The 25,135-nt window shown below is 65.6% G+C and carries 20 protein-coding genes; 16 read left to right on the forward strand and 4 right to left on the reverse strand.

Going from position 1 to position 25,135, the window contains the following annotated elements:
• Window positions 1–26 precede the first annotated feature (26 nt).
• The 7 genes from murG to lpxC all read left to right on the forward strand — a co-directional run bounded on the left by murG (window position 27) and on the right by lpxC (window position 7,986).
• Window positions 27–1,079 (forward strand): undecaprenyldiphospho-muramoylpentapeptide beta-N-acetylglucosaminyltransferase, encoded by a 1,053-nt coding sequence (gene murG / locus KUW00_RS13845; protein ID WP_222569423.1) that lies wholly within the window; start codon window positions 27–29, stop codon window positions 1,077–1,079.
• A gap of 64 nt (window positions 1,080–1,143) precedes the next feature.
• Entirely contained in the window at window positions 1,144–2,556 is a 1,413-nt protein-coding gene (murC, locus tag KUW00_RS13850) for a UDP-N-acetylmuramate--L-alanine ligase (RefSeq protein ID WP_222569424.1), read from the forward strand.
• Window positions 2,553–3,479, forward strand: a complete 927-nt coding sequence (locus KUW00_RS13855; protein WP_222569327.1) for a D-alanine--D-alanine ligase — start codon at window positions 2,553–2,555, stop codon at window positions 3,477–3,479. Before murC ends, KUW00_RS13855 begins: the two co-directional genes overlap by 4 nt.
• 1 nt (window position 3,480) lies before the next feature.
• Window positions 3,481–4,206 carry a cell division protein FtsQ/DivIB gene (locus KUW00_RS13860; RefSeq protein ID WP_108132665.1) on the forward strand — a complete coding sequence of 242 codons (726 nt, stop codon included), beginning with the start codon at window positions 3,481–3,483 and terminating at the stop codon, window positions 4,204–4,206.
• 230 nt (window positions 4,207–4,436) lie between these two features.
• The gene (ftsA, locus tag KUW00_RS13865) at window positions 4,437–5,726 is read left to right on the forward strand and encodes a cell division protein FtsA (RefSeq protein WP_045993382.1); all 1,290 of its coding nucleotides are present in this window, start codon (window positions 4,437–4,439) and stop codon (window positions 5,724–5,726) included.
• Window positions 5,727–5,760: 34 nt separating this feature from the next.
• Window positions 5,761–6,948, forward strand: coding sequence for a cell division protein FtsZ (ftsZ, locus tag KUW00_RS13870; protein WP_124804360.1), 1,188 nt, complete (start codon window positions 5,761–5,763; stop codon window positions 6,946–6,948).
• A gap of 126 nt (window positions 6,949–7,074) precedes the next feature.
• The gene (gene lpxC, locus KUW00_RS13875; RefSeq protein ID WP_045993384.1) at window positions 7,075–7,986 is read left to right on the forward strand and encodes a UDP-3-O-acyl-N-acetylglucosamine deacetylase; all 912 of its coding nucleotides are present in this window, start codon (window positions 7,075–7,077) and stop codon (window positions 7,984–7,986) included.
• 225 nt (window positions 7,987–8,211) lie between these two features.
• Here the strand turns inward: lpxC and KUW00_RS13880 are convergent, their stop codons facing one another.
• The gene (locus KUW00_RS13880) at window positions 8,212–8,688 is read right to left on the reverse strand and encodes a DUF721 domain-containing protein (protein WP_222569328.1); all 477 of its coding nucleotides are present in this window, start codon (window positions 8,686–8,688) and stop codon (window positions 8,212–8,214) included.
• Between the two features lie 163 nt (window positions 8,689–8,851).
• On the opposite strand from KUW00_RS13880, the gene KUW00_RS13885 reads away from it, so the two are divergent.
• The 4 genes from KUW00_RS13885 to KUW00_RS13900 all read left to right on the forward strand — a co-directional run bounded on the left by KUW00_RS13885 (window position 8,852) and on the right by KUW00_RS13900 (window position 14,484).
• The gene (locus KUW00_RS13885) at window positions 8,852–9,196 is read left to right on the forward strand and encodes a hypothetical protein (RefSeq protein WP_222569329.1); all 345 of its coding nucleotides are present in this window, start codon (window positions 8,852–8,854) and stop codon (window positions 9,194–9,196) included.
• A gap of 70 nt (window positions 9,197–9,266) precedes the next feature.
• A complete protein-coding gene (gene secA / locus KUW00_RS13890) occupies window positions 9,267–12,008 on the forward strand; it encodes a preprotein translocase subunit SecA (protein WP_108132667.1) in 2,742 nt (913 codons plus the stop codon).
• A gap of 76 nt (window positions 12,009–12,084) precedes the next feature.
• A complete protein-coding gene (gene argJ, locus KUW00_RS13895) occupies window positions 12,085–13,302 on the forward strand; it encodes a bifunctional glutamate N-acetyltransferase/amino-acid acetyltransferase ArgJ (RefSeq protein WP_222569330.1) in 1,218 nt (405 codons plus the stop codon).
• Between the two features lie 234 nt (window positions 13,303–13,536).
• Window positions 13,537–14,484, forward strand: coding sequence for a Nudix family hydrolase (locus KUW00_RS13900; RefSeq protein ID WP_045993389.1), 948 nt, complete (start codon window positions 13,537–13,539; stop codon window positions 14,482–14,484).
• A gap of 210 nt (window positions 14,485–14,694) precedes the next feature.
• Here KUW00_RS13900 and KUW00_RS13905 read toward each other — a convergent pair whose 3' ends face one another.
• Both KUW00_RS13905 and KUW00_RS13910 read right to left on the reverse strand, forming a co-directional pair.
• Window positions 14,695–15,597, reverse strand: a complete 903-nt coding sequence (locus KUW00_RS13905; protein WP_222569331.1) for a carbon-nitrogen hydrolase — start codon at window positions 15,595–15,597, stop codon at window positions 14,695–14,697.
• Window positions 15,594–16,646 carry an agmatine deiminase family protein gene (locus KUW00_RS13910; RefSeq protein WP_222569332.1) on the reverse strand — a complete coding sequence of 351 codons (1,053 nt, stop codon included), beginning with the start codon at window positions 16,644–16,646 and terminating at the stop codon, window positions 15,594–15,596. Before KUW00_RS13910 ends, KUW00_RS13905 begins: the two co-directional genes overlap by 4 nt.
• 142 nt (window positions 16,647–16,788) lie before the next feature.
• Between KUW00_RS13910 and KUW00_RS13915 the strand changes: the two genes are divergently transcribed.
• Both KUW00_RS13915 and KUW00_RS13920 read left to right on the forward strand, forming a co-directional pair.
• On the forward strand, window positions 16,789–18,030 hold the full coding sequence (locus KUW00_RS13915; RefSeq protein ID WP_045993392.1) for a lipoprotein-releasing ABC transporter permease subunit: 1,242 nt from the start codon (window positions 16,789–16,791) through the stop codon (window positions 18,028–18,030).
• Window positions 18,023–18,754 carry an ABC transporter ATP-binding protein gene (locus KUW00_RS13920; RefSeq protein ID WP_045993393.1) on the forward strand — a complete coding sequence of 244 codons (732 nt, stop codon included), beginning with the start codon at window positions 18,023–18,025 and terminating at the stop codon, window positions 18,752–18,754. The genes KUW00_RS13915 and KUW00_RS13920 overlap by 8 nt, the downstream gene beginning before the upstream one ends.
• A gap of 208 nt (window positions 18,755–18,962) precedes the next feature.
• On the opposite strand, the gene KUW00_RS13925 is transcribed toward KUW00_RS13920, so the two are convergent.
• Window positions 18,963–19,496, reverse strand: coding sequence for a DUF2062 domain-containing protein (locus tag KUW00_RS13925; RefSeq protein ID WP_045993394.1), 534 nt, complete (start codon window positions 19,494–19,496; stop codon window positions 18,963–18,965).
• Window positions 19,497–19,792: 296 nt separating this feature from the next.
• Between KUW00_RS13925 and KUW00_RS13930 the strand changes: the two genes are divergently transcribed.
• From KUW00_RS13930 to lpxK, 3 genes are all read left to right on the forward strand, one after another.
• Window positions 19,793–22,171 (forward strand): DNA internalization-related competence protein ComEC/Rec2, encoded by a 2,379-nt coding sequence (locus KUW00_RS13930; RefSeq protein WP_261392181.1) that lies wholly within the window; start codon window positions 19,793–19,795, stop codon window positions 22,169–22,171.
• Window positions 22,172–22,317: 146 nt separating this feature from the next.
• Window positions 22,318–24,054 carry a lipid A export permease/ATP-binding protein MsbA gene (gene msbA, locus KUW00_RS13935; protein ID WP_222569426.1) on the forward strand — a complete coding sequence of 579 codons (1,737 nt, stop codon included), beginning with the start codon at window positions 22,318–22,320 and terminating at the stop codon, window positions 24,052–24,054.
• Window positions 24,055–25,107 (forward strand): tetraacyldisaccharide 4'-kinase, encoded by a 1,053-nt coding sequence (gene lpxK / locus KUW00_RS13940; RefSeq protein ID WP_222516970.1) that lies wholly within the window; start codon window positions 24,055–24,057, stop codon window positions 25,105–25,107.
• The last annotated feature ends 28 nt before the right edge of the window (window positions 25,108–25,135 follow it).

Genomic DNA, 25,135 nt, shown 5'->3' on the forward strand with positions numbered 1-25,135 from the left:
ACACACAGGGAAGGCGAGCGCTGATCATGGCCGGCGGCACCGGGGGGCACGTCATCCCGGCGCTGTCGCTGGCCAGGGGATTGCAGCAGCGGGGCGTCGAGGTGGCGTGGCTGGGTAGTCCCAGAGGTATCGAGAATCGCCTGGTGCCCGAGGCCGGCATAGTGCTTCACCAGATCGCCATCAGCGGCCTCAGGGGCAACGGTCTGGCGGGCTGGCTCAAGGCGCCGGTGCGCCTTGGGCGCGCCGTGTGCCAGGCGAGAAGCGTGATTCGCGAGTTCGACCCACAGCTGGTGGTCGGGCTCGGAGGCTTTGCCAGCGGTCCCGGCGGGCTTGCCGCCCGACTGTGCGGCAGACCGCTGGTCATCCACGAGCAGAACGCCGTGGCCGGGCTGACCAATCGTGCACTGTCGCACCTGGCCAAGCGAGTCTACGCCGCCTTTCCCCAGGCCTTCGGTGGCCGCGCCGAGGTCGTCGGCAATCCGGTCAGGGATGACATCGCCGCCCTTGGCGAGCATGCACGTGTGGCCGACCAGATGCGCGGACGACGCCTTCGTCTGCTGGTGGTCGGTGGCTCCCTGGGGGCGCTGGCGCTCAACCAGCAGATGCCCAGAGCGCTGGCCGAGCTACCCCCCGAGTCGCGTCCCGAGGTGCGCCACCAGGCCGGTAGAGACAAGGACCAGGCGACCCGCGAGGGCTATCAGGCTGCCGGCGTTGACGCCGAGGTCAGCGACTTTATCGCAGATATGGCCGACGCCTACGATTGGGCGGATCTGGTGGTCTGTCGCTCCGGCGCGCTGACCGTGGCGGAGCTGGCGGCGGCGGCCAAGCCGGCGCTGTTCGTACCTTTCCCCCACGCCGTGGATGATCATCAGACGGCCAACGCCCAGGCGCTGGTCGGTGCCGGTGCCGCGGCGCTTATTCAGCAGCGTGACATGAATCCGACGTCCCTGGCCGAGCGCCTGGGGACCTTGCTTGAGCCCGACACCCTGGCGGCCATGGCGAGCAAGGCAAGGGCCGAGGCCCACCTTGACGCTGTGGAACGGCTGGTGGCGGGCTGTATGGAGACAGGTTTTGAGTAATTCGACCCAAGGGCCGGTCCCCGGCCAACTGAGCTCATCCGCTGCCACCAGGCCCGGTCTCGGCATGCGGCGCATTCGTCGTATCCACTTCGTCGGCATCGGCGGCGCCGGCATGTGCGGCATCGCCGAGGTGCTGGCCAATCAGGGCTACCAGGTCAGCGGCAGCGATCTGCGTCATTCGTCGGTGGTGGCGCGACTCGAACAGTGCGGCGCCCAGGTGTTCATCGGGCACGCTGCCGAGCACGCTGCCGGTGCCGATGTGGTGGTGGTATCCACCGCCGTGGACGCGGACAACCCGGAGCTTGTGTGGGCCCACGAGCATCGCGTGCCGGTGGTACGTCGCGCCGAGATGCTGGCCGAGCTGATGCGCTTCCGTCACGGCATCGCCGTGGCCGGGACCCACGGCAAGACCACCACCACCAGCCTGACCGCCACTCTTCTGGGTGAGGGCGGGCTGGACCCGACCTTCGTCATCGGCGGCAAGCTGACCAGCGCCGGCACCAACGCCCAGCTGGGGCAGGGCGACTACCTGGTGGCCGAGGCGGACGAGTCCGATGCCTCCTTTCTGCACCTGCAGCCAATGGTCAGCATCGTCACCAATATCGATGCCGACCATATGAGCACCTATGGTGGCGACTTCGAGCGTCTCAAGCACACCTTCATCGAGTTTCTGCATAACCTGCCGTTCTACGGTCTGGCGATACTGTGCATCGATGACGACAACGTGCGTGGCCTGCTCGACCGCATCAATCGCCAGTTCGTCACCTACGGCTTCTCCGACGACGCCGACTATCGCATCGAGAACTTCACCCAGAGTGCCGGCGAAGTCCGCTTTACCGCAGTGCGGCCCGGCAACCTCGAGGATCTCGATGTCAGTCTGGCCATGCCGGGCCGTCACAATGCGCTCAATGCGCTGGCGGCGATCGCCGTGGCCAGCGACGCCGGGGTCGACGCCGAGGCGATTCTGCGGGGACTCGCGAGCTTTGCCGGGGTTGGCCGTCGCTTCCAGGTACACGGTCACTTCGCCGCGCCCAACGGTGAAGGTGAGGTGATGCTGGTGGACGACTATGGTCACCACCCCCGCGAGGTGGAGATGGTCATCAAGGCGGTGCGCGATGGCTGGTCCGAGCGCCGGCTGGTGATGGTCTACCAGCCTCATCGCTACTCACGCACGCGCGATCTCTACGAGGACTTCGTCAGGGTGCTGTCCGGCGTCGATACGCTGGTACTGCTCGACGTCTACAGTGCCGGCGAAACCGCGCTGCCCGGCGCCGATGGTCGCAGCCTGGCGGGTTCCATCCGTCAGCGTGGCGAAGTCGATCCGATCTTCGCCCAGGACAAGGCGGAATTGCCGGCGCTGCTGGCCAAGGTGCTCAGACCCGGCGATATCCTGATTACTCAGGGCGCCGGTGACGTGGGTGGCATCTCCCAGCGTCTGGCGGATGCCCAGCTTCAGTTCGACGAGGTGATCCTGTGACACGACAAGTACAGTCCTACGGCCATGTGGTGGTCATCTACGGTGGCCATAGCGCCGAACGAGAAGTGTCGCTGAACAGCGGTGCCGCCGTGCTGGCGGCGTGTCAGCGCCAGGGCCTTGAAGTGACCGGCTATGACCTTGCCGAGGGCGACGTTGCCGGGCTGCAGGCGCTGAACCCCGATCTGGTGTTCATTGCCTTGCACGGCAGGGGAGGGGAGGACGGCTGTCTGCAGGGGGCCCTGGAGCTGGCGGGAATCCCCTATACCGGCAGCGGTGTGCTGGCCTCGGCGCTGGGCATGGACAAGCTCAGGACCAAGGCGCTGTGGCAGACCCTGGGTCTGCCGACGCCCGAGAGCGTGCTGCTGTCGCCCGAAGCCGACTGGAACGAGGTGGCCGACCGACTGGGTCTGCCGCTGGTGGTCAAGCCGGTCCATGAGGGTTCGACCATCGGCATCAGCATCGTCAACAGCCGTGATGAACTCGAAACCGCCTATCGTGAGGCCGCCACCTTCGATACTCGGGTGATGGCCGAGCGTTTTGTGTCGGGAGACGAATTTACCTTGTCGGTACTTGGCGACAGCGCGCTGCCGGCCATTCGCGTCGAGGTGCCCAGCGGCTTCTACGACTACGAGGCCAAGTACCTGTCCAACGAGACGCTTTACCACCTGCCCTGTGGTCTGGATGCCGAGCAGGAGACCGCGCTGGGCGAGCTGTGCCTGGCGGCGTTCGAGGCGGTGGGCTGTCAGGGCTGGGGCCGCGTCGATGTGATGCGCGACGCTGAAGGTCGGTTCTGGCTGCTCGAGGTCAATACCGTGCCCGGCATGACAGATCACAGTCTGGTGCCCCAGGCGGCGGCCCATGCCGGCATCGACTTCGACGAGCTGGTCCTGCGTATTCTCGATACCGCCAGGGAGCGCGGCTGAGATGGCCAGGCGCGGCACCTGGCTTGGCGTCGTGCTGCTGGCTGCCCTGGTGGGCGCCGGTGGCAAGGCGCTGTGGTTGTGGCTGGATCGGCCCATCGAGCGGGTGTCCATCGGTGGTGAGTTGCACCACGTGGACGCCAGCTATCTCAAGGGCCAGCTGGCGCCGCTGGTCAGGGGCCGCACCTGGCTGTCGGTGGACCTGGAGGCGCTGCGTGAGCAGGCATTGCAGGTGGGCTGGCTCAAGGAGGTGCGTATTCGTCGCGAGTGGCCCAATGCACTGACCTTCGAGCTCGAGGAGCAGCGCCCGGTGGCGCGCTGGAACGACGATCAACTGCTCAACGGCGATGGCGAGCCCTTTGTCTTTGCCCCGGTGGAGCCGCCCATGGGACTGCCGGATATGGCGGGACCCGGTGGCGCCGGTCCCGAGGTGCTGGCCTACTTCGATGACCTGGGGCAGCGGCTGGACAAGATGGGGCTCGGGATCGACCAGCTACGTCTGGAAGCCCGCGGCGCCTGGCGCTTTCAGCTGGACAGCGGCGTCTGGATCATGCTCGGCCGTGGAGATCTGGACGCCCGCCTCGGGCGCCTCGAGGCGGCCTGGCGGCGTGAACTGGGTGAGGTCGCGTCGCACATTCGCTACATCGATCTGCGCTACCCCAACGGCGTCGCCGTGGCCTGGCATGGCGAGACGGAGCCGGTCGATGATGAGGCCGCGACTCGCGGTTAACGAAAAGACGGCATGGATCAGACGCGAGAACGGAATTATATGGCGACACTTTTCCGGCCATCGGCAAAGTTTTCTCGGTTTCTTTTGTTTAAATGTGTCCGTATCGTGGAATGAATGTACGCCCCGGGCTGGTCGAACAAGCGCTATTGTTCCTATAATCGTCCCAGGTTTTTTTATAACAGAGGCAGGTTCCGAGGTAACGGAATCCGTTCAAGGAGATTTCCCGGCTCATGGCAGGTCCATCCAACGTGTCCAATATGGTAGTCGGGCTGGATATCGGAACATCCAAGGTCGTCGCGATCGTGGGGCAACCCACCGACGATGGTGGTATCGAAATTGCCGGTATCGGCTCTCATCCCTCCCGTGGCATGAAGAAGGGAGTGGTGATCAATATCGAATCCACGGTCCAGTCGATTCAGCGTGCGGTTGAAGAAGCTGAGTTGATGGCCGGTTGCGACATACATTCGGTTTATGTGGGCATTGCCGGCAGTCATATCAGTTCCATGAATTCCGATGGGGTCGTGGCGATCAAGGAGCGCGAAGTTGCGCCTTCCGATATCGAGCGAGTGATCGACTCGGCGCGGGCCAGGGCCATTTCCGAAGGGCAGCGGGTGCTGCACGTGTTGCCCCAGGAGTTCGCCATCGACACCCAGGGCGGTATCCGTGAGCCGCTGGGCATGTCGGGTGTGCGTCTGGAGGCGCGAGTTCATCTGGTGACCGCCGCACTCAACGCGGTACAGAACATCGAGAAGTGCGTGCGTCGCTGTGGGCTCGACGTCGACGCCATCATCCTCGAGCAGCTGGCTTCCAGTCATGCCGTGCTGACCGAGGATGAGCGTGAACTGGGCGTCTGCATGGTCGACATCGGCGGGGGCACCACCGATATCGCGGTATTCACCGAGGGCGCCATCCGCCACACTGCGGTGATACCCATCGCCGGTGACCAGGTCACCAACGATATCGCCATGGCGCTGCGTACCCCGGCTCAGTACGCCGAGGAGATCAAGGTCAAGTACGCCTGTGCGCTGACCCAGCTGGCATCCAGCGACGAAATGATCAAGGTACCGAGCGTCGGCGACCGTCCCGCCAGAGACCTGTCTCGACAGTCGCTGGCCGAAGTGGTCGAGCCGCGTTACGAGGAATTGTTCACCCTGGTGCGCGACGAACTGCGCCGCAGCGGCTTTGAGGATCTGGTCGCCGCAGGGGTGGTGTTGACCGGTGGCACATCGCGCATGGAAGGTGTGGTGGAGCTTGCCGAAGAGATATTTCACATGCCGGTCAGGGTCGCTTGTCCGCAGAATGTGAGGGGCCTGGCCGACGTGGTGCGAAATCCGATTTATTCGACGGGTGTCGGTTTGTTACATTACGCTCTACATGAGGCCCGTCAGGGTCGTGTCCACCAGGGGCAGGGTGGCACCATCTCGTCGCAATCGAGACGCGAGGACGTCTCCCGGCGTGGACCAGAGGAAAGGACTCCGGCGCTGGAAAAGATCAAAGGCTGGTTCAAAGGAAATTTCTGAAAGGGCCGCACAAGCGGCTCAGGAGACGGGGCAAATGTTCGAAGTCGTAGATAGCGCGCCCTCAAGCAGCGCGGTCATAAAGGTCATCGGCGTCGGTGGCGGCGGCGGCAATGCCGTCAATCACATGGTCGAGAGCAGCATCGAAGGGGTGGAGTTCATCTGCGCCAATACCGATGCCCAGGCGCTCAAGCGCGTCTCCGCCAAGACCGTGCTGCAGCTCGGCAGCGAGATCACCAAGGGGCTCGGCGCCGGTGCCAACCCTGACGTGGGTCGTCAGGCCGCGATGGAAGATCGTGAGCGGATCGCCGAGTTGCTCGGTGGCGCCGACATGGTCTTCATCACCGCCGGCATGGGTGGCGGTACCGGCACCGGCGGGGCACCGGTGGTCGCTCAGGTCGCCAAGGAGTTGGGCATCCTGACCGTTGCGGTGGTCACCCGCCCGTTCCCCTTCGAGGGCCCCAAGCGCATGCGCGCAGCGGAAGAGGGCATGAAGGAGCTGTCCGAGCATGTCGACTCGCTGATCACCATTCCCAACGAGAAGCTTCTGTCCGTGCTTGGCAAGAGCGCGACACTGCTGACTGCCTTCAGCGCCGCCAATGACGTCCTGCTGGGTGCCGTGCAGGGTATCGCCGAGCTGATCACCAGCCCGGGCATCATCAACGTCGACTTTGCCGACGTGCGCACCGTGATGTCAGAGATGGGCATGGCGATGATGGGCACCGGTGGTGCCACCGGCGAAAATCGCGCTCGCGAGGCCGCCGAGAAGGCGATCCGCAGTCCGCTGCTCGAGGATATCGATCTGCACGGCGCTCGCGGCATCCTGGTCAACATCACCGCTGGGCCGGATCTGTCGATCGGTGAGTTCAACGACGTCGGCGCCACGGTGCAGGAGTTCGCCTCCCAGGACGCCACCATCGTCGTGGGTACCTCCATCGACATGGACATGACCGACGAACTGCGGGTCACCGTGGTCGCGGCGGGTCTCGACAATCAGGTGTCACGCCAGCAGAAGCCGGCGGCGCAGCAGCAGGTTCGTCGTCCCGAGGCGCGCCAGCGTCCTCAGCAGAGTGCGATCAATCGCGCCCAGGGCGGCGCCGGTGTGGCCGCAGCGAGCAAGCCAGAGGCGCAGGAATCACCGCGTCCGCAGGCCGAGAAGCGCAAGTCTCAGGAGTTGGACGATTATCTCGATATTCCCGCCTTCCTGCGGCGTCAGGCGGACTGATCGAGAGCAGAGTGCGCGAAATTTCCGGGGTGCAGGGATCGAAAGGCGATGTTTTTTTGTTGAAACGTCCGTTTGGTGTTATAGTGAACGGTGTTTGATAACCAACGACTGCCTGGCGACTGCACAATGATCAGACAACGTACCCTCAAGAATGTCATCCGCGCCACGGGCGTGGGACTGCACTCCGGCAAGAAGGTCTACCTGACGCTTCGCCCCGCGCCGGTGGACACGGGCATTGTGTTCGTGCGCACCGACCTCGAGCCGGAGGTCCGCATTCCCGCCCAGGCGTTGAATGTGACCGACACCACTCTCTGCACCGCCCTGTCTCAGAATGGTGAGAAGGTCGCGACCGTGGAGCACCTGATGTCCGCCTTCGCGGGTCTCGGCATCGACAATGCCTACGTCGATGTGAGCGCGCCCGAAGTGCCGATCATGGACGGTAGTGCCGGACCCTTTGTGTTCCTGATCCAGTCCGCCGGGATCCAGGAGCAGAGCGCGGCCAAGAAGTTCATCCGCATCAAGCGTGAGATCAAGGTCAGCGAAGGCGACAAGGAAGCCGTCTTCCTGCCCCATCAGGGCTTCAAGGTCTCCTTTGCCATCGACTTCGATCACCCGGTGTTCGAGGACCAGAAGCAGACCGCCATGGTCGACTTCTCCACGACGTCCTTCGTCAAGGAGGTGTCTCGCGCGCGGACCTTCGGCTTCATGCGTGATCTCGAGTACCTGCGCTCGAACAACCTGGCGCTTGGTGGCAGCCTCGACAATGCCATCGTGGTGGATGACTACCGCATCGTGAACGATGGTGGTCTGCGCTACGACGACGAGTTCGTCAAGCACAAGGTGCTGGACGCCATCGGTGACCTTTACCAGCTCGGTCACAGCCTGATCGGCGAGTTCCGTGGCGTGAAGTCCGGCCATGCGCTGAACAACCAGCTGTGTCGTGCGCTCATCGAGCAGCCCGAGGCCTGGGAGATCGTGACCTACGAGAGCGAAGCCGAATCGGCGCCGATTTCCTACGCGGCACCGGCCATGGCGTGATGCCAGCCTCGGTGATGGCCAGGCCAAGGTTAGCCCCGCAGATCGCCAGTCTTCCGTAGCAACTTGTCTTCGGCCATCACTCGCTTGAACGCCGCCCCTCGGGGCGGCGTTCTGCTGTCTGGGGTTTCATGTTCGCCTCATGTTCACGTCGTGTTCGGCGTCGCCAAGCGGCGCGGGCGGGGTCGGGAGGCCGCGGCGATTCATGCGTGGGGAGCGCCGATGGGGCTAGGTGTCGTCTTTCCCTGAAGGCGACTCGGCGTGGGCCGCCAGGCGCTCCAGGGCGCGCTTGAGTCGCGGATCCTCGACATCGGCGGCGCAGCTCGAGAGCTCGTCACCGGCCTGGGCGGGCAGGCGCCTTACCTGGCGCGGCGCCACCTTGGCCGGGCGCACCGGACGTACCTTGAGGTGGAAGCCGGTCACCGCCTGGAACTCCGGCAACTGGTGCAGGCAGTCGAGCAGACGCGGCTGCTCGTAGCGCAGACGGGTCAGCCAGGCTGCGCCATCGGTGATCAGGGTCAGGCGGCCGTCACGGAAGCCACCGACAAACAGGTGTTCCGCCAGAGTGGGCGAGAGTTCATTGCGCAGATGCTCCTGAGCGCGCTCGATCAGGCGCGCCATGCGCATCAGTCCGCCCAGTTCGCCGCGGCCCTGAAGAAGCCCTGTCATGGACTGGGCGCGGAACCGCTTAACCTTTATACTCATGTGCTTGTGTCTTGGGATGCCCCAGGATCAATGAATTTGTCGCTCGGCGGCGTTCGTCTGTGGAACGCAGGTGTCATGGCCGTTTGCATGATGGCCGCTCGAGTGATGGGCAGCCGGCATGGCGCCGGCCCGAGACTAGCACGCCAGGGAGTTCCCCGACAGCATGACTGCCATCGACCCACATCGCTGCTGCCCCCGCGAGGCTCGTGCCCGTCGGGTGGCCAGATGGTGGTTGGCAGGGCTGCTGGTGGGCTGCCTGCTGCCGGCGAGCCTGAGCGCCGCCGAATCTCCCCGAGCCACCGAGCGACTGGTGCAGATCTGCATCATGGCGCCGGCGGTCATCCGGGCCCATACCATGCTCAAGGCCTGCCGCCATCGGCTGGCCCGACATCCCCTCAAGACCCTGCCCAAACCATCGTCCCCGTCGGTGGCCTGGTCGGCGCCAATGCTGGTGCCGGTGGCCGCCCTCGACGTGGTGTCCCGCCGGGGTCCTCCTGACATCGCCTGAATTCGATGAAGCGTGACGGTCGCCAATGCCTGGCGGCCTCTTTTTCAGGTTCCAGATTTCAGGAAGTTTCATGATCAATTCTCTGCTGCGTAAAGTCGTCGGCTCCAAGAACGACCGCGACGTCAAGCGCATGTCCCGCCAGGTTCGCGCCGTCAATGAGCTCGAGCCGAGCCTCGAAGCCCTCGATGACGCTGCGCTGGCCGCCCGCACCGCTGAGTTCCGTGAGCGTCTGGCGGCCGGTGAGTCGCTCGATGCCCTGTTGCCCGAAGCCTTTGCCACCGTGCGCGAGGCCAGCAAGCGGGTGATGGGCATGCGTCACTTCGACGTACAGCTGATCGGCGGCATGACCTTGAACCGCGGCCGGATCGCCGAGATGAAGACCGGTGAGGGCAAGACCCTGGTCGCGACCCTGGCGGTGTACCTCAACGCCTTGCCCGGCAAGGGCGTGCACGTGGTCACGGTCAACGACTACCTGGCCCGGCGTGACGCCAACTGGATGCGCCCCCTGTACGAGTTCCTCGGCCTGTCGGTAGGCGTGATCTACTCCGGCCAGACCTCCGAGGAGAAGCGTGACTCCTACGCCTGCGACATCACCTACGGCACCAACAACGAGTTCGGCTTCGACTACCTGCGCGACAACATGGCGTTTTCGCTGGAAGACAAGGTTCAGCGGGAACTGCACTTTGCCATCGTCGACGAGGTGGACTCCATCCTTATCGATGAGGCGCGCACGCCGCTGATCATCTCCGGTGCGGTGGACGAGAACACCGAGCTGTACAAGGTGGTGGATCGGCTCGCCAGGGAGCTCACCCCCTGCAGCGACGAGGAAGATCCCGAAAGCGGCGACTTTACCCTCGACGAGAAGCAGAAGCAGGTCGAGGTGACCGAGCGCGGCCACCACAAGGTCGAGGAGCTGATGCGCGCCCAGGGGCTGCTCGGCGAGGACGACTCGCTCTACGCCGCCCAGAACCTCAACCTGTTGCAGCATATGCACTCGGCGCTGCGTGCGCGCCACCTGTACCACCCTGACGTCGACTACATCGTCAGCGAGGGACAGGTGGTCATCGTCGACGAACACACCGGGCGTACCATGCCGGGACGTCGCTGGTCAGAGGGCCTGCACCAGGCGGTGGAAGCCAAGGAGGGTGTGACCGTCCAGCGCGAGAGCCAGACCCTGGCCTCCACCACCTTCCAGAACTACTTCCGCCTGTACGAGAAGCTGTCCGGGATGACCGGTACCGCCGATACCGAGGCCTTCGAATTCCGTCAGATCTACGGGCTCGATGTGGTGGTCATCCCCACCAACAGGCCGCTGGCGCGCAAGGACATGAACGACCTCGTCTACCTCAGCGCCGAAGAGAAGTTCGAGGCGATCATCGAGGACGTCAAGGTCCAGGTCGAGGCCGGCCGTCCGGTGCTGGTGGGTACCGCGTCCATCGAGACGTCCGAATACCTGGCCGAGTTGATGCGCAAGTCCGGCATCGACTTCAACGTGCTCAACGCCAAGCAGCACCAGCGCGAGGCCGAGGTCATCGCCCAGGCCGGGCGCCCAGGTGCGGTGACCATCGCGACCAACATGGCCGGTCGTGGTACCGATATCGTGCTCGGCGGCAACTGGGAGGCCGAAGCGGCCAAGCTGGAGAACGCCAGCGACGCCGAGAGAGAGGCATTGAAGGAGGCCTGGCGCGAGCGCCACGAGGCGGTGCTGGCCGCTGGTGGCCTGCACGTCATCGGCTCCGAGCGCCATGAGTCACGGCGCATCGACAATCAGCTGCGTGGTCGTAGTGGCCGCCAGGGCGATCCGGGCTCGACCCGCTTCTTCCTGTCGCTGGAAGACAACCTGATGCGTCTGTTCGGTTCCGAACGGGTGCAGAAGCTGATGCAGGCGCTGGGCCTGGAGCGGGGCGAGGCCATCGAGCACAAGATGGTGTCCAACGCCGTCGAGCGTGCCCAGAAGAAGGTCGAGGGTCGCAACTTCGATATCCGCAAGCAGCTGCTCGAGTACGATGACGTGGCCAACGATCAGCGTCGCGTGATCTACGAGCAGCGCAACGAGATCCTGGCCGCCAGCGACGTCTCCGACAACGTCATGGGCATTCGTGAAGAGGTGCTGGACGAGGCCATCAGTGCCTACGTGCCACCCCAGAGCCTGCCCGAGCAGTGGGATCTGGCGGGGCTCGAGGCTCACCTCAAGAGCGAGTACCAGTTGGACGCGCCGGTGGTGCAGTGGGCCGAGGAGGACGAGCGCTTCCACGAGGAGCAGCTGCGTGAGCGACTGCAGACCCAGCATCGCGAGACCTATCAGGCCAAGGTCGCCATCGCCGGCGAGGAGCTGATGCGGCGCTTCGAGAAGCAGGTCATGCTGCAGGTGCTGGACACCCGCTGGAAGGAACACCTGCAGTCCATGGACCATCTGCGTCGTGGTATCCATCTGCGTGGCTACGCTCAGAAGAATCCGAAGCAGGAGTACAAGCGCGAATCCTTCGAGCTGTTCCAGAACCTGCTGACCAATATCAAGGCCGACGTCACCCGTATCCTCAGTCACGTGCAGGTGCGTGCCCCCGAGGAGGTGGACGCCCTGGAGCGTCAGCGTCGCGAGGCCCTGGCCCGTGAGAGCGCCCAGGCGGCCAGTCGCCACGACGCACCTGCCGCGACGGACGCCGAGATGGCCGACGAGGGCGGCGAGCGTCACGTCAACGAGGTTGCCGATCAGCGCCCGGTGCGTCGAGACGCCCCCAAGGTTGGCCGCAATGATCCCTGCCCCTGCGGCTCCGGCAAGAAGTACAAGCAGTGCTGCGGCAAGCTCAGCTGAGCAAGCCTCGCAACCCATGACGACGGCGACCCCGGGCTTCAAGGCCTGGGGTCGTCTTTGACGCAAGGAGAAAACAATGGCAGTCGGTGACAGCATTTTTCCGGCAATGGGGCCGATCCCCGGGGTTCGCCTGGGCAGTGCCATGGCGGGCATCAAGAAGCCGGGCCGGCGTGATCTGGTGGTGATCGAGGTGGCCCCGGGCGCCAGGGTGTCCGGCACCTTTACCCGCAACGCCTTCTGCGCGGCGCCGGTCCATGTGGCCCGCCAGCATCTGGCCGCGGGCGACGCGGTTCGCTACCTGGTCATCAATACCGGCAATGCCAACGCCGGCACCGGCGAGATCGGCATGCGCGACGCCCACGCCACCTGTCAGGCGCTGGCCGAACTCGCCGAGGTGTCGGCCGACCAGGTGCTGCCGTTCTCCACCGGCGTGATCGGCGAACCGCTGCCGATGGAGCGACTTCTCGGTGGCCTGCCAGAGGCGCTCGACCAGCTCGACGACGGTGGCGACGCCTGGGCTCTGGCGGCCGAAGGCATCCTCACCACCGACACCCGGACCAAGGGCGCGACCCGCCAGGTGACGCTCAAGCAGGGCACTGTCACCCTCAATGGCATCGCCAAGGGGTCGGGCATGATCCGTCCCGACATGGCCACCATGCTGGGTTTTGTCGCCACCGACGCGGCGATCGAGTCCGAGCGTCTTGATGCCCTGCTCAGGGAGGGCGTCAAGCGCTCGTTCAACAGCATCACCGTGGACTCCGATACCTCGACCAACGACGCCTGCATGCTGATCGCCACCGGCCAGGGCGCAGCACTCGCCGATGACGATGACGAGCGGATATTTCGTCAGGCCCTCGATGAGGTGCTGGTGGAACTGGCCCAGGCGATCATTCGCGACGGCGAGGGTGCGACCAAGTTCGTCACCCTGGATGTCAGCGGTGCCCTGAGCGTCGAGGAGGCGCGCGAGGTAGCCTTTACGGTGGCCCATTCGCCGCTGGTAAAGACCGCGCTGTACGCCAGTGACGCCAACTGGGGCCGTATCCTCGCTGCGGTGGGGCGTGCCCGGGTCGAGGACTTCGATGTCGATCGGGTGACCATCGATCTGGGTGATGTGCGCCTGGTCGAGAACGGTGGGCGTGCAGAGGGCTACAGTGAGGACGCCGGCAGTGCGGTGATGGCGGCAGAAGAGATCACCATTGCCATCGATCTGGGGCGTGGTGACGCTGCCGCGCGGGTGTGGACCTCCGACCTGTCCCACGACTATGTATCGATCAACGCCGACTACCGCAGTTGATTCCGCATGGGTTCGTCGGCGGCAGATGAATCTCGGCCAGTGAATCGGTATCCTGTGTCGTCTTTTTTGCCTGTCCGGCGGGTAGCGGTGGAGCCGATCCATCGGCGATGCATCAGCGGCAGATGAATCTCGGCGAGCGAATCGGTATCCTATGCCGACTTTTATCGCCCTCCCGACTGAAAACTGGTGCGGGCGTGGCCCGCGAACCGAAGCTGGTATTGTTGAATGAACACTATGGTGAAGAGAAGGGTGCACGTGGCGGCGGCCGCCATCATCAGCCCGAACGGTGACGAAGTGCTGCTGGCCCGGCGTCCTTCCAATGTGGACCACGGCGGCCTGTGGGAGTTTCCCGGTGGCAAGCTGGCGCCCTACGAGACCGGGCTTGAGGCGCTCAAGCGCGAGCTGCACGAAGAACTCGGCATCGAGATTCGTCGCGCCCAACCGCTGATTCGCATCCACCACGAGTACTCCGACAAGCACATTCTGCTCGACGTCTGGCAGGTCAAGGACTTCTCCGGTGAGCCCTTCGGTCGAGAAGGACAGGCGGTACGCTGGGTGCCCATGGGCGAACTGATTGGCTATCCCTTCCCGGCCGCCAACCTGCCGATCCTGCGTGCGGTGATGCTGCCCTCGGAATACCTGATCAGTGACGAGGAAGCCGACGAGGACGCCTTCGACGCCAAGCTCGAGCGGGCCCTCGAGGAAGATGGCGTGCGTCTGGTTCAGCTGCGCGCCAAGACCCTCGACGAGGACGCCTACGTGGCCCGTGCGGAGCGTGCCCTGGCGCTGTGCCGTCGTTACGGTGCCAAGCTGATGCTCAACGGTGAACCGGAGCTGCTCGAGCGGATCGATGCCGATGGTATCCATCTGACCAGCGAGCGGCTGATGGGCCTGGAGCGTCGCCCCATCGCCGAGGCCAAGTGGTTGGCGGCCTCGACCCACGACAAGGCCCAGCTCGACCAGGCCCACGCCATTGGCTGCGACTTCGTGACCCTGTCACCGCTGCGCACCACTCCGTCCCATCCGGAAGTGGCACCGATCGGCTGGCATGACTTCCAGCAACTGGTCGAACGCGCCGGCATGCCGGTCTACGCGCTGGGGGGCATGACGCGCCACGACGCCAGCCATGCCCGCGCCGTGGGGGCCCAGGGGATCGCGTCCATCCGTGACTTCTGGCGCTAGGGCATTGGCGAAAAGGGCCAGCACCGGCCGTTAGCTACCAGATGCAAGAAACCCCGCCAGGGAGACCTGGCGGGGTTTCTTGCGTTCAGGGGCATGTCGTTCCATTGCCGCGTGGCTCTGTTCTCAAGCTCGACGAGCGTCGGCGCTTTTCGTACAAGCCCTGGGCTTTATGCGAGAAGTCGACGAAGCCCGGCTCTTTGGCGGCAAGCCCTAGTCGCGGTAGCGGCGGGTCAGATCTCCATAGGCGTCGATGCGCCGGTCCCGCAGGTAGGGCCAGATCCGCCGCACGTTTTCGCCATGGTCGAGATCCAGGGTCACCAGCAGGGTCTCGGGCTCGGTGCCGGCGTGGGCCAGCAGCTCCCCCTGGGGCCCGGCGACAAAGCTGCCGCCCCAGAAGTCGATGCCTTTGCTTACCTTCGAGTGATCCTCCTCGTGGCCCACCCGGTTGGCGACCAGTACCGGGACGCCGTTGGCCACGGCGTGACTGCGCTGGATCAGCGTCCAGGCGTCCTTCTGGCGCGTCTTTTCGGCGTCGTCGTCGCCCGGCGCCCAGCCGATGGCGGTCGGGTAGAGCAGCAGTTCGGCACCGGCCAGGGCCATCAGGCGCGCGGCCTCCGGGTACCACTGATCCCAGCACACCAGTACCCCGAGCCGGCCCACCGAGGTGTCGATGGGGGTGAACCCTTGTCCGAGAGTGGCGTCATGGTCTCCGGGGGTGAAGTAGAACTTCTCGTAGAAGCCCGGGTCGTCGGGGATATGCATCTTGCGGTAGTGACCCACCGCGCCCTTGGCGCCGTCGTAGACCACCGCCGTGTTGTGATAGATGCCCGGCGCGCGGCGCTCGAACAGCGAGCCCATCAGCACGATGTCGAGCTCCGCGGCGAGTTCGGCCAGTCGTGTGCCGGTGGGCCCGTCCAGCGGCTCCGCCAGGTCGAACAGCGCCGGATCCTCGTACTGACAGAAGTAGTGGGTGGCGTGGAGTTCCTGCAGCATCACCAGTCTGGCACCGCGGCCTGCGAGATCGCGGATGCTCGCTTCACTGGCGTCAAGGCTTCTGGCCTTGTCGGGCCAGGCGGGTTGCTGGACCAGGCCCACGGTCAATTGGCGTGTCATCGGCGGTCTCCTTCGGCGGTGGTGAGGGTGCCCTGGGGCCACTGCATGGTCAGGCAGTGCAGGCTGCCGTGTTGAACGATGGCGGCGCTGGCGTCCACCGGGATGATATCCCGGTCGGGGAAGGCCCCGGCCAGGGCGTCGAGCGCCGCCAGGTCGTGACGATCGCCGTAGACCGGCACCAGCACCGCCCCGTTGATGATCAGGAAGTTGGCGTAGGTGGCCGGCAGGCGGTGGCCATCCTCAGCGTCATGGCAGGCGCCAGGCCAGGGCAGCGGTACCAGACGATAGGGCGAGCCGTCGGCGCGGGTCAGCGCCTTGAGCTCGCGCTCCATGGCGGCGAGCTCGGCGTAGTGCGCATCGCTCGGATCATCGCAGCGCACATAGGCGATGGTCTGGGGGTCACAGAAGCGCGCCAGGGTATCGATATGGCTGTCGGTATCGTCGCCTTCGAGATGTCCGTGGCAGAGCCACAGCACCCGTTGGATGCCCAGCGTCTCGGCCAGCCAGGTCTCGATATCGGCCCGCGACATCGAGGGGTTGCGGTTGGGATTGAGCAGACAGGCCTCGGTGGTCAGCAGCGTCCCTTCGCCATCGGTCTCCAGGGCGCCGCCCTCCATGATCACCGCGCTCTCGCTTGTCGGGCAGGCGATCAAGCCGGCATCCTTGAGCTGGCGGGTCAGGGTGTTGTCGCGATCGGCCGGAAACTTGCCGCCCCAGCCGTTGAAGCCGAGGTCATGGAAGGTAACGCCGTCGCCGTCACTGGTCGCCAGCGGGCCATGGTCCCGGGCCCAGGTGTCGTCGGCGTCGACCACGGTCAGGCGCAGACGCTCGGGTGTCGCGCCTCGGGCCAGCAGGCGGCCTGACAGCGCTTCGCCGGTGTCACGGTCGGGCACCCCGATGATCACGCTCTGATAACGACTGATGATCAGGGCGAGCTGCTCGAGCATCGCCTCGATGGCGGGCAGCGTCTGCGCCCAGTCGCTGTCGCGGCGGGGCCAGGTCAGCTGGACGGCATCCTGAGGGTGCCATTCGGGTAGCAGGCGGGGCATGGGTGATGTCCTGGGGCCAAGAAACGGCGAAATGTAGGCGGCTGTGACCGAAGATGCAAGGATCTCGCAATTCCTCTGCCGTGGCGATGCAGTCGCTCGCAAAAAACCGTACCATGACGGCCCGCCGACAAGGAACGAGTCCATGCTTGATCGATTGCCCTTTCTGATCGGGTTGCGTTATGTGCGAGCCAAGCGACGCAACCACTTCATTTCGTTCATCTCGCTGACCTCCATGCTGGGTCTTACCCTGGGCGTGGCGGTGCTGATCCTGGTGCTCTCGGTGATGAACGGCTTCGACCGGGAGCTGCGCCAGCGGGTGCTGGGCATGGTGCCCCACACCCAGATCGAACAGGCCGGTGGGATGACCGACTGGCAGCCCCTGGCCGAGCGCCTGACCCAGCGCGAACATGTCATCGGGGCGGCGCCCTATATCCAGCAGCAGGGCATGTTCTCGGTGGCCGGGCGCAATCAGGGCGCCATGGTCAACGGCATCGAGCCCGAGTGGGAGAGCCGGGTGTCGATCGTCGACGAGAACATGTCGCGTGGCTCGCTGGACGACCTCAAGGCAGGGGAGTGGCACATCGTGCTCGGCTCCATCCTCGCCAACAACCTCAACGTCGACGTGGGGGACAGCGTGACCCTGCTGGTGCCGGAGGCCTCGATCACCCCGGCAGGCGTCTTCCCCAGGCTCAAGCGCTTCACCGTTAGCGGCATCTTCAGTGTCGGTGCCGACCTGGACGCCAACCTGGCCTACGCCAACATCGAGGACATGCAGACCCTGGCGCGCATGGGGGACAGCATTGGCGGGTTGCGTCTGGAGCTCGACGATCTGTTCCTGGCCGGTCAGGAGACCCAGGCCATCGTCAATGAGCTGGGCGGTGGCTATCGCGGCTACGACTGGACCTTCACCCGGGGCAACCTGTTCCAGGCGATCCAGATGGAAAAGCGCATGATCGGCCTGCTGCTGACCGTGATCATCGCCGTGGCTGCCTTCAATATCGTCTCGACCCTAGTGATGGTGGTGACCGACAAGCACGCCGACATCGCCATCCTGCGGACCATCGGTGCCACCCCGGGTTCGATCATGGGCATCTTCATGGTCCAGGGTATCGCCATCGGGGTGATCGGTATCGTCATCGGGGTCGCGCTGGGTATTCTGCTGGCGTTGACGGTGTCCGATATCATTGCCTTCGTCGAGTCGACCTTGGGTATCCACTTCCTCGACGCGGGGGTCTACTTCATCAGTGACCTGCCGTCCCAGCTGATCTGGAGCGATGTCTATCAGATCGTGGGGGCCGCCTTCGTGCTGACGTTCCTGTCCACCCTGTATCCGGCCTGGCGCGCGGCGCGGGTCCAGCCTGCCGAGGTGCTGCGCTATGAATGATTCGGTAATCGCCAAGCCTGGTGTCGAGGCATCGACCCCCGCCGGCAACGACCTGATGCTCGAGTGCCGCGAGTTGTCCCGGGTCTACGATGAAGGTCCCGCCGACCTGGTGGTGCTCGACCAGCTCGAGCTCAAGGTGCACGCCGGCGAGCGAGTCGCGGTGGTCGGCAGTTCCGGTTCCGGCAAGACCACCCTGCTCAACCTGCTCGGTGGGCTCGACAGCCCCAGCGCCGGCGAAGTACGGGTGGCCGACACCGTGTTGCACAAGATGGGCGACGCCGAGATCGGGCGCTTCCGCAATCGCCACATCGGCTTCGTCTACCAGTTCCACCATCTGCTGGCGGAGTTCTCGGCGCTGGAGAACGTGGCGCTGCCGTTGATCATTCGCGGTAGCCGCAAGCGTGACGCCGAGGACAAGGCGCGCGCTCTGCTGGACAAGGTAGGGCTGGGCCCCAGGGCCGAGCACAAGCCCGGCGAGCTGTCCGGCGGTGAGCGTCAGCGTGCGGCGATCGCCAGGGCCCTGGTCACCGATCCAAGCCTGATGCTGATGGACGAGCCCACCGGCAACCTCGACAAGCACACCGCCGCCAGCATCCTGGCGCTGATGGATGAGCTTGCCGCCAGCGCTCGCTGCGCCTTCGTCATCGTCACCCATGACCCGGCCCTGGCCGCCCATCAGGACCGCGTGCTGAGACTCGACAACGGCAAGCTGCACGCCGAGTAGGTCTTTCGCATCGTCCTGAAGAAGCCAGAAGAAGGCCCCGATGCAATCGCATCGGGGCCTTCTTTCGTAGGGGATTGCTCGTCCGGGCTTTCTCGTCCCGGCTTTTTCGTCCGAGCTTTGCAGACCAGCGGGAACGGCGTCGGGCCGAGCAGAGCCTGTGGCTGGGTCGATGCCGCTGGGTCGATGCGGCTTGGTCAGTGCGGCTGGGTCAGTGCGGCTGGGTCCTGCGGCGTCGCCGGCGCGCGCGTGCCTTCCAGCTGCGTGCCACCTGCCAGCGCCACAGCAGGCGTATCACCAGGTTGGCCAGGCCGCCGACGGCGATCGCCGCCACCAGCGAGCCGATCAGCAGGGACGGCAGGATGTCCAGCAACTGGGACTGCAGCCAGTCGGTGGTCAGCCGGTGGGGCGCCTCCAGCGCCGGGCGTTGCATCAGCCAGGCGCCGAGACAGTAGTTGGCGTAGAAGATGATCGGCATCGTCAGCGGGTTGGTGATCCACACCAGAGCCACCGACAGCGGCAGATTGCAGCGTCCGACACGGGCGCCGAGGGCGGCGACGACCATCTGACACGGGATCGGCAGCAGCGCGCTGAACAGGCCAACGCTGAAGGCGTTGGCCACGCTGCGGCGCGTCAGCACCCACAGGGCGGGGTCGGCGATCAGGTGCGCCATGAAGCGTAGCGAGCGCTGCCGGCGCAGGGCGTCCGGCGAGGGCAGATAGCGCTTGAGTAGTCGACGCGGCATGGCGAATCAGCTCGAGGCTGCGGATGCGTGGCTATTATCCATACAAGCCGCCGCCCTTGCCATGACGTCGGCCAACGATGGGCATGCGTGACGCCGCCGACAGGCTGTCGGGCTTCGGGGCCCCAAGCCTCCAGGGCTCCAATGCTCCAAGGCTTCGGGGCCCCAAGCCTCCAGGGCTCCAGGGCTCCAGAGAGAGGGCGATGGAATCTGACGAAGATTGGCAACGATCGATACGTCGGCCGCCAGGCCGCTCCTGTCAAGGCACCTGTTCCCTCTCGCTGGCATGGGCGCTGGCCTTGGGCAGCGTCCTTGGAGGCGCCGGTCTGACGCTGCCCGAGGCCGCCCTCGGCCTGAATCTGCTGACAGTGGCGGCACTGGTATCACTGGCCTTGCGCCGGACGGCGGCGCTGCTGGTCTGTCTGGCCGGGCTGTGGGTGCTTGGCTGTCTGTTGCAGCAGCAGGCGGCCCGCTTGCCCTCGGGGCTTGCCGGGGTGCCGCTGACGGTCGAGGGGCGGGTGTTGGCAAGTCGCCAGAGCGATGGCCTGCAGCGTCTGACCATGAGGGTCGAGAGCTGCCGTCCCCTGGAAGCCGGGCTGCCTGACTGCTCGGGACTCGAGCGGATACGGGTCAGTCGCTATAGCACCATGGACGGCGAGGTCGCCTCTCCTTCAGGCGCGGCCATCAGGGGACTCGGGACCGCGTCGGCAACAGCGCACACGATGATGGCCGTCGGTGAGCGCTGGCGCATCAATGTACGACTGCGCCCACCTGGTGGCCTCGCCAATCCCGGGCGCTTCGACTATCGCCGCTGGCTGTGGCGGGAAGGCATCCACGCCACCGGGTCGGTCATCGCACAACCGCCGCCGCAACGCTTGGCCGCCGCACCCCGGGACCCACGCCGAGTGTTACTGCGACAGCTCGCTGGCCAGCCGCTGCATGAGACGACGCAGCGCTGGCTGGCGGCCTTGACCCTGGGGCGTGGCGAGCGACTCGAGGCCGACGACTGGGCGCTGCTCAACGCCACCGGGACGACCCATCTGGCGGTGGTGTCCGGGCTGCACGTGGGCCTGGTGGCAGCGCTGGCGCTGACCCTGTCGCGCCTGGTAGCGCGGTTGATTCAGCCGGGGCGCTGGCGGCTGTTGCGTTGGCCGTGGCTGGCCGCCGCAACGGCCACCACCAGCTTTGTCTGGCTGGTCGGCGCCGAACCGCCGGCGCTGCGGGCACTGGTGATGGTCCTTATCGCCCTTTGGGTGGCCGGGGGGCGGCATTCTCCTTCGCCGTGGCAGGGCTGGGCACTGGCCTGGGCGGTGGTCGTGCTGTGGGATCCTCTGGCGCTGTGGCGCCCCGGGCTTTGGCTGTCCTTCGGTGCTGTGGCCCTGCTGATCCTGATGTGGCAGGGCAGGCAGGCGACCTCCGGCATCAAGGGCGCCTTGGCGGCGCTATTGCGTACCCAGCTGTTGCTGGCGCTACCCATGGCGGGTCTGGTGCTGCTGGCGATGGGTCAAGTGGCGCCGTTGGCCCCCTTGGCCAATCTGCTGGCGGTGCCCCTGGTGACGCTGGTGCTGGTGCCGCTGGGGATGCTGGGCTGGGTGCTGTCGACGGTGTCGTCTGAGGCGGCGATGGCGAGCTGGTGGCTGTTCGAAGCGGGCCTTGAGGTGATGCTGGCGTCGTTGCGGATGTTCGCCGAACTGTCACCCGGTCTGTCGCTGCGAGAAGGAGGGCGCTGGACACTCGGTATTCTGCTGCTGGGCCTGGGCGCGCTGCTGTTGCTACCTGGCCTGGGTGCCGGGCTGCGATCAGCAAGCGTCCTGGCACTTGTTGCGGCCATGGCGATGATTCCGGCCTTCGGTGGCAGGCCCGGACCGGGCGAGGTGCGGCTGATGGTCTGGGACGTGGGGCAGGGACTGATGGTGGAGCTGATCACCGCCCGTCATCGACTGCTGTACGACAGCGGTCCTCGCTTTCGCTCCGGCTTTACGCCGCTGGCGTCCATCTGGGCATCTCCGCAAGCCTTTGACGAGGTGGTGATCAGCCACGCCGACCAGGACCACGCAGGAGGACTCGCCAGCCTGGTGCGTGATCATCGGGTGGCTCATTGGTGGTACCCCGAGGGCGAGACGCTGGCGCTGTCGGCGCACACGCCGCGACACCCTTGTCATGCCGGGGAGGGGTGGCGCTGGGACGGTGTCGACTTCACCTTTCTGTGGCCGCCTGCCTCGGCCGGCAGCGCAACGGCAAGCGACGTTGCCGGGCATGGCAGCAATGATCGCTCCTGCGTGCTGCTGGTGAGTACCGCCGGTGGCAGCGTGTTGCTTACCGGCGATGCGGGAAAACGCGTCGAGCGCTTCCTGATCCCGCGCTTGCCGCTGGCGCCTGCGGTTCTGGTGGTGGGGCATCATGGCAGCGCGGACAGCACCGGCGAGGCCCTGGTGACGGCCAGGCCGCCCCGCCTGGCGGTGATTTCCCGCGGTGCCTACAATGGCTTCGGTCATCCTGCCGACCAGGTGGTGCGTCGCCTGCGACGCGCCGGCAGTTGCCTGATGGACACCGCTGTGGATGGGCGGGTGAACATCCTCCTGTCGCAGGTCGGGATAGCAGCGGCGCAGGGTATCCATTCCCGTCTGACCGGTGGCGGTGTCGAAGGCCCCTGCCATGGGGTAGAATCGCGGCACTGAATCTCACTGCCCTGTGTGTCGGCCGGCCAGGAGCGACGCCGCGTCCGCTGTCGGCGGCAGACGGCCGTGCGGGTCCGGGTGATCGCCACCTGGACCATCCGCGGCGGCCAGACAGGACCGATTCCCTCGCAACTGGAGCCAACGTGATCGAATACTCCGGCTGGACGCTCTACAAGCGTCTTCTTGGTTACGTCAAACCCTTCTGGAAGTCCTTTCTCGTCGCCGTGCTCGGCTACGCCATCTACGCGGCGTCCAGTACCGCCCTGGCCGAGATGATGAAGCGCCTGATCGATGGCATCCAGAATCCCGACGCCGCCTTTCGTCTGTTTCTGCCGCTGTTCGTCGTCGGCATGTTCGGCGCCAGGGGTGTCGGCACCTTTCTCGGCACCTACTTCATGAGCAACGTTGCACGCAACATGGTGCACGCGCTGCGCTGTGACGTCTTCAACCATATGCTGCGCCTGCCGGGGCGCTTCTTTGACAATCATTCTTCCGGCCACCTGATCTCGCGGGTGACCTACCATGTGGAGCAGGTGACCGGCGCAGGCACCAAGGCGATCACGGTAATCCTGCAGGAAGGGCTGTTCGTGCTCGGCCTGCTGGGCTATCTGCTGTGGACCAACTGGATGCTGACGCTCTTGTTCATGGCAGTGACGCCGCTGATTGGTGGCGTGGTGAGCTACGCCAGCAAGCGCTTTCGGCGCATTTCCAAGCGCATCCAGCGCTCCATGGGGGACGTCACCCACGTCGCCTCCGAGGCCTTGACCGGCTACCGCGTGGTGCGTACCCACGGCGCCGAGAAATACGAGATGGGGCGCTTCCACGACGCCAGTGAAGTCAACCGTCGCCAGAGCCTGAAGGAGGCCCTGACCAAGGCCACCAGCACTCCGGTCATCCAGATGCTGGTGGCACTGTCGCTGGCGCTGCTGGTGTGGCTTGCCATGTCACCGGCGCTGATGGACAACATGACGCCGGGTGAATTCGTGGCCTTCATCACCGCCGCCTCGCTGATGGCCAAGCCGATTCGCTCGCTCAGCGAGATCAACGGCACCATCCAGAAGGGCATCGCTGCCTCCAGTGAACTGTTCGGGCTGCTCGACGAGCCTGAGGAACGCGATACCGGAACCCTGATGCCCGAGCGCCTGCAGGGGCGGATACAGCTCGAACAGGTGCGCTTCGCCTACGGAGACGATCAGCCCGAGGTGCTCAAGGGCATCGACCTGGACGTGCGCAAGGGCGAGATGGTGGCCATCGTCGGCCGCTCGGGCAGCGGCAAGTCGACCCTGGTCAGCCTGTTGCCGCGCTTCTACCGACCGACGGGCGGGCGTATCCTGATCGATGGCACCCCCATCGAGGAGTACCAGCTGACGGCGCTACGACAGCAGATTGCGCTGGTGTCCCAGCAGGTCACCCTGTTCAACGCCACCATCGCCGAGAACATCGCCTACGGGGTCCCCGATGCCGATCCTGCTGACATCGAGGCGGCGGCCCGCGCCGCCCACGCCCATGAGTTCATCGAGCGCATGCCCGGCGGCTACCAGGCGCTGGTCGGAGACAACGGCGTGATGCTCTCCGGTGGTCAGCGTCAGCGCATGGCGATCGCTCGGGCGATCTTCAAGGATGCTCCCATCCTGATCCTCGACGAGGCGACCTCGGCGCTGGACACCGAGTCCGAGCGCCATATCCAGGCAGCCCTGGAAGAGGTCTGCAAGGACCGCACCACCCTGGTCATCGCCCACCGCCTGTCGACCATCGAACGGGCCGACCGCATCCTGGTCATGGAGCAGGGCGAGATCATCGAGCAGGGCTCCCACGCCGAGCTGCTGGAACGCGACGGCGGTGCCTACGCCGCGTTGCACCAGCTGCAATTCCAGGAGGCGTAGATGGGGCTTGGGCAGCGCTGGCTCGAGGCGGCCTATCGTGGGGCTCCCTGGCTTGCCGTCCTGCGGCCGCTAGAGGCGCTCTATCGCCGCGAGGTACGCCGGCGAGCCGACGCCTTTGCGCGTGGCGACAAACCGGTGTGGCGCGCTTCGGTACCCGTCATCGTGGTCGGCAACCTGACTCTCGGCGGCACCGGCAAGTCGCCGCTGGTCGCCTGGATGGGGCGGCACCTGGCCGAACGCGGCTTTCGCCCCGGGATTCTGTCACGGGGCTACGGTGGCAAGGCCGATGGCTACCCCCTGCACCTTGCCGCCGATACACCAGTAGCGGCCAGCGGCGATGAGCCGCGAATGCTGGCCGATCAGACCGGGCTGCCGGTGGTGGTCGACCCGGACCGCCCGCGTGGGGCCCAATGCCTGATCGACGCCGGTTGTGACGTCATCGTCACCGACGACGGTCTTCAGCACCATGCCCTGGGGCGTGATCTCGAGGTGGTGGTGGTGGACGCCAAGCGAGGCTTCGGCAACGGGCGCTGCCTGCCGGCAGGGCCGCTGCGCGAACCGCTGGAGCGGCTGGAGCGCATCGACGCACTGATCGTCAACGGCGAATCGTCGAGCGCGCTTGCCGCTGACGGCTTCACCATGCAACTGGAGCCCGCCTGCTGGCGCAGGGTCGGTGACGACGAGCGGCGTCCACTGACGCCGCTGCCTTTCGCCACGCCGGTCACCGCGGTGGCAGGGATCGGTCATCCGGAGCGTTTCTTTACCACCCTGTCGGAGCTGGGGGTCGCCCATCGACCGGCCCCCTTTTCCGACCACCACCGGTTCAGCCCGGCCGACCTGACCACCAGCGACCAGCGACCTGTGGTGATGACCGCCAAGGATGCGGTCAAGTGTCGAAGCTTTGTTCCCGACGATTGCTGGGCCCTGGATGTCGAGGCTAGACCCGAGGCGTCCTTCGTGGCCTGGTTCGATCGGCGAGTGTCCGCCTGGCGAGGCACCGACGATGCGCGGGTCGCTCATGATACCGGGATCGCGCAGCGGCAGAGTGACTGAGCGCTGCCGCCGAAGGCTCAAATTCAAC

The organism is Halomonas sp. DP5N14-9, assembly GCF_019802175.1.
Taxonomy (GTDB): domain Bacteria; phylum Pseudomonadota; class Gammaproteobacteria; order Pseudomonadales; family Halomonadaceae; genus Halomonas; species Halomonas litopenaei.